The organism is Candidatus Nanopelagicales bacterium (assembly GCA_018003655.1).
Taxonomy (GTDB): domain Bacteria; phylum Actinomycetota; class Actinomycetes; order S36-B12; family UBA10799; genus JAGNDY01.
In genome coordinates, this window is record JAGNDY010000122.1 from 1 (window position 1) to 4,534 (window position 4,534).

8 protein-coding genes are annotated in these 4,534 nt (G+C 62.1%); 2 read left to right on the forward strand and 6 right to left on the reverse strand.

From position 1 onward, the window contains the following. The 4 genes from KAZ48_10865 to KAZ48_10880 all read right to left on the reverse strand — a co-directional run. The coding region (locus KAZ48_10865; GenBank protein MBP7973291.1) for a zinc-ribbon domain-containing protein at positions 1-360 on the reverse strand (360 nt) is incomplete at its 3' end. Between the two features lie 51 nt (positions 361-411). Next, complete coding sequence (locus tag KAZ48_10870; GenBank protein ID MBP7973292.1) at positions 412-669, reverse strand: Rho termination factor; 258 nt, start codon at positions 667-669, stop codon at positions 412-414. Between the two features lie 12 nt (positions 670-681). Next, entirely contained in the window at positions 682-1,686 is a 1,005-nt protein-coding gene (locus KAZ48_10875; GenBank protein ID MBP7973293.1) for a YihY/virulence factor BrkB family protein, read from the reverse strand. Between the two features lie 75 nt (positions 1,687-1,761). Beyond that, positions 1,762-1,980 carry a hypothetical protein gene (locus tag KAZ48_10880; GenBank protein ID MBP7973294.1) on the reverse strand — a complete coding sequence of 73 codons (219 nt, stop codon included), beginning with the start codon at positions 1,978-1,980 and terminating at the stop codon, positions 1,762-1,764. Positions 1,981-2,195: 215 nt separating this feature from the next. Between KAZ48_10880 and KAZ48_10885 the strand changes: the two genes are divergently transcribed. Beyond that, complete coding sequence (locus tag KAZ48_10885; protein ID MBP7973295.1) at positions 2,196-3,236, forward strand: iron-containing redox enzyme family protein; 1,041 nt, start codon at positions 2,196-2,198, stop codon at positions 3,234-3,236. 53 nt (positions 3,237-3,289) lie between these two features. Next, a complete protein-coding gene (locus tag KAZ48_10890; protein MBP7973296.1) occupies positions 3,290-3,460 on the forward strand; it encodes a CDGSH iron-sulfur domain-containing protein in 171 nt (56 codons plus the stop codon). Between the two features lie 182 nt (positions 3,461-3,642). On the opposite strand, the gene KAZ48_10895 is transcribed toward KAZ48_10890, so the two are convergent. Beyond that, the gene (locus tag KAZ48_10895) at positions 3,643-3,840 is read right to left on the reverse strand and encodes a CsbD family protein (protein ID MBP7973297.1); all 198 of its coding nucleotides are present in this window, start codon (positions 3,838-3,840) and stop codon (positions 3,643-3,645) included. 129 nt (positions 3,841-3,969) lie between these two features. Continuing rightward, positions 3,970-4,534, reverse strand: a 565-nt coding sequence (locus KAZ48_10900) for a hypothetical protein (protein MBP7973298.1), incomplete at its 5' end; no start/stop codon positions are given.

A 4,534-nucleotide genomic window follows, 5' to 3' on the forward strand; every position in this document is an offset into this window, starting at 1 on the left:
GTCGAGTCGAAAACGCAACTTTGGGTGGCTGCTGGTTGGGTCGATTCCCAGGCGGTGGAATTGGCGGCTGACCCGGCGGATCGCTTCCCGGAAAGTCACGGTGTCGTCGTCATTGCGCAAGTCCGCGGTCACCTCGACGAGTCGGCACGATAGACAGAAACCACCGTGAGATCGGTCGACGAGCCAGTTGCACGCGCCTACGCCGAGCAGATCCGCCTCGCATCGAACGTAGGTATCGGCATCCGCACATGCGAAAACATCGGTGGCTGGCACGTAGCCGATCGCTGTTCCGCAGCGCAGACATACCGCATCGTTGAAGAAGACCCGGGCGTCGCAAGACGGGCAACTGAATGCGCGCACGCCCGTCAACCTAGTGGGCAACTGCGGTCTGCGGAGTCAGCGATTGCGGTCTCAGTGATTACGCAGCGCACTGATCAACTCGGCCTTGTCCATCGACGAACGGCCATCTATGCCGATCTCCTTGGCCCGGTCGTACAGCGCCTCCCGCGTCCAATCCTCGTACTTGTGCGATGCACCGCCGCGCTGGCCCACCTTGGACCGCGACGACGCAGCTGATGCGTTCGAAATTCGGGCCGCCTTCTCTTTGCTGGCACCCTCCCTGCGCAGGGCCTGGTACTGCTCTTCGTCTTTGATTTGCGGATTAGGCATCGTTTTCTCTCGTCATTTTGTTGGCACATCCTTTGCTGTTGATTCGTTGCTGTCGATGGGTTCGACCCCGACGTGGACGGTCGCATTGTGCGCCTGGTTCTCGCGTCTCGGGTATGACTTGTACGCACGCACATCGGCCTCCGTATGTGCCTGGGAACTGAGCACGCTTCGCAGTCCGCGTGGCCACAGACGGCGAGCCAGGACACTGTTCAGTTCCGCGCAATACAAAGTGATTTGGGCAAGGAGGTAGAACCAGAAGAGCAGCCCCACAATGACCGCGAACGGTCCGTAGGTCTGCTGCGCACCGCTGACCCTCTGCGTTAGCAGGGTGTTGCCGATCGCCTGGAGGATCAACCAAGCGGCTGCCGCCAGCGCGGCACCGGGCAACACTTGCCGCCAACTAATCACCGAGACGGTGGCGATCCGGAATGCCAGGCCTATCAACGCGAGGTCGAGCAGAAAGACCACAGCGTAGGAAACCACAACAGTAACCCAGCCGCCACTGAGCGCAACGCCGAATCCGAGCGCGACGGTCGTGAGGGTGAGGCCGAGCCCCACCACCAGAATCAGACCGATGTTCCGCCCTACCCGAGGCACCAGGCCAGGCCATTCGGTCTTGGGCACCTCCTGCACCACATTCATCGCCCATTGCATGCTGTTGCTGACAGCCAGTCCATTCCACATGCCGATGAGCACGCCGATTGCCAACGCCCAACCTGATACTTGCAAGGGCGTGATGGCACCTTGATCCCCGACGGCCAGGAACGTTCCGCCAGCCGTGGTCACGATCTTCCGGCTCAGTTCGCTGTCGGGACCGAGCTGATTAGACAAGACCGTCGTGAGCACCAGGAGTAACGGGAAGACCGACAGAAAGGCGTGGTAGGAGATGAGCGAAGCCAGCCGACCACCCTCGTCCTCGCTGAACTTCTTATAGACCGCCACGGGCAGCGCCACCACCGCGTGCGACTGCTGGAAATTGTCGACGCGATCTAAGAAGCTGGTGTCAGAACTGGCCACGTCGTCTCCTCTCCCGAGTCACCCGATTGTTGGTCCGACCACTGCTAGACCTGGTGGCCGACACGGACCCACCGGTCACTCCGGGTGGACGGCCTCGACGTGGCCATTCGGGCACTCCATCTGGCCACCGACCTCGTCCGCGGCCGTCTCGGTTCGGTCGTGGGGCCCGACGTATGCCAATGGCTCACCGCACTCGGCACATGCACGCTGGACCATAGGGTCATCCGCGGGTGGTTCAACGGGTTGCGTGGGTCGATCGACCTCGCCGTCTGGATTCTGTCGAACAACGGTCATGATCACACTCCTTTCGATCGTTCCATCCGAAGTTAGCCGGGCACGCAGCGCCCGGTAAGTGCGGGAAGGTCTGCTTTTCGGTGACTCCTGGCACCTGTGTAAGCGAACGATCTTGCATAGATTCGGGTCGGAAGAAGGCAATCCTCAGCCGCGAATTCGCACCGCTACGGACCAAGCAGCGCCTGTCACGGCGCTTCACACCGCGGAGGACGACCATGATCGGCTCCACCAAGCGCCGACCGCGATGGGGCAGCGCTGCGCTGCCGATTCCACGGGGCGCAATCAGTCGCTACGTAGTCACGATGCTGCGGGACGAGCAGCCTGACGAAGCCGGGTTGCACCTTGCTTTGGCTGGCCTGCCGTCCGGCGAGGCTCTGCTGAATCATGACGACGCCCAACTGGCACTCAACAGCCTGCACGAATTGCACTTTCGAGGCTTCCGCGGCGTGTCGGACGACCACGAGTGGCAAGCCGAATTGGTCCTTCTCCGCATCCAACTTGAGGCGGCATTGGAGGCGGCGCTGCGAGAAGTCGTCGACTGCCCGCAGCTGCCAACTACCGAAGAGTTGCCGGACTTTCTGTTCGACATGACTGCCCCTTCGGCGGGACCAAGCCTGTCAAAGTACCTGGCGCGGCGGGCGAGCCTGGCTGAGTTCACCGAGTTCCTGATCCATCGCTGCGCCTACCACTCGAAAGAGGCCGATCCCTACACCTGGGCGATTCCGCGATTAGCCGGCGAAGCCAAGTCGGCGATGGTTTCGGTTCAAGCTGACGAGTATGGCAACGGCCGCATCAACATGATGCACTCGGAACTGTTCATGCAGACCCTGCGAGAAGTCGGGCTGAGTGACGATTACGGGACTTACATCGATCGGATCCCGGCCCCGGCTCTGGTCGCCGTGAATACCGTCAACATGTTCGGGCTTTCCCGCAAATTCCGAGGCGCGTTGGCGGGTCATCTGTCGGCACTGGAAATGACCTCCTCGATCCCGAACCGCAACTATGGCAATGGACTGCGCCGGCTGGGGTTCTCCGCAAATGCCACCCAGTTCTTCGACGAGCACGTCGAAGCGGATGCGATCCACGAGCAACTCGCAGTCTGCGGTCTATGCGCGGGCCTGGCCAGACAAGAACCCGACCAGCTTCCGCTGATCGTCTTCGGTGTCAGTACGTACTTGACGCTTGAGAACCGCCTGGCCGACTGGTTGCTCGGCGCGTGGACCGACGGTCGTAGCTCGCTGCGGGCGGTGGCGTAACCGTGGTTGAGCGCGAGGACGAACTCCCCGACCTGACCGGGTTGACCACTGTGATGGAGTGCCCCGGCGGACCGGTGCTGATGCGCCGTGACGACGGACCCGATCCCGATGGGATCTTCAACGGGCGTCCACTGGTCGCCATCTGCCGTTGCGGTAAGTCGAAGCTCTTCCCCCTGTGCGACGCGACCCACAAGTTCCTCCAGCGGCGCGACCGCCGCGAGTAGGGCCCGGTTGGAGCTGGATACAGAGCACCCAACAGTCGCCGGCGAATCTGCGGACCGTGCGGGTAGCGGCACAGCGAACTGCGACGGAACAGAACTATGCGGCGGGAGTCATCAGACTCTCGCCGCATAGGACCGGACGGGCGAACCCTGGGGTGCGGTGGGTGCACCCGCCCGGAGTCGGACTAGTCGCCAGTCACTGCGTCCTTGACGTTGTGGCCAGCGTCCTTGACGTTCTCGCCAGCGTCCTTCATCTCGCTCTTGGACTGTTCCTTCTGGCCTTCGTGCTTCAGGCTGTCGTTGCCGACTGCGTCGCCAGCTGCCTCTTTGGCCTTACCAAGGGCGTCTTCAGCAGTGTTCTTTGCCTTGTCAACGATTCCCACTTTTCGCTCCTTCTGTAGGTGTTGCGATCGGTGTTGAGATTCGGTGACGGGGATGGCGCTTGTGTGCTTTCCTTCCATCCCAGTCACCCTCAAGTACGACGGCGCCGCACTTGAAGTCTGTCGTCCGCGCTAGTAATACTCCCCCGGGTCGTCAGCAGATGGCTCACTGCCACCTTCTGGAGACGTCCCACGCGGTCGTGGTGCCTCCTGCTCCGCGCGGTAGCCGGCTAGTTCCCCGCCTGTGTGGCCCCCGAACGGAGAGCCGTGATCGGCCTGCTCATCGCGCATGTACGTGAAGGTCCACGGACCCATCGCGACGCGATTGCCGGTACGAAGGACTTGGGAGTCCACGTGCCTGCCGTCTACGGTGTTCTCGTCGGAGTTGGACACGTTGACGAACACGTACTCGTCGACGTCGTCTCGGTGGATTTCTGCCTGGAGCGGTAGCAGATCGGGTAGGCAAATTTCGCTGGCCGATTCACTACCGATCGTAGTGACGCCGGGTAAGAGGCTCAGTTCCCTAATGAGGCTGGGCTCAGACTTCGCCTGAGCCAAGTCGATGCTGTCGTCGAATAGCGGGACGAGGCGGGGGTTACCCCCACCGTGCACATCGTGGGTTTCGGAGACGCGCCCAGACTCGACGCCGGTGTCGGCCAGTGGGGCCTTGACCCGATGAACCGGCACGGTCGCCATG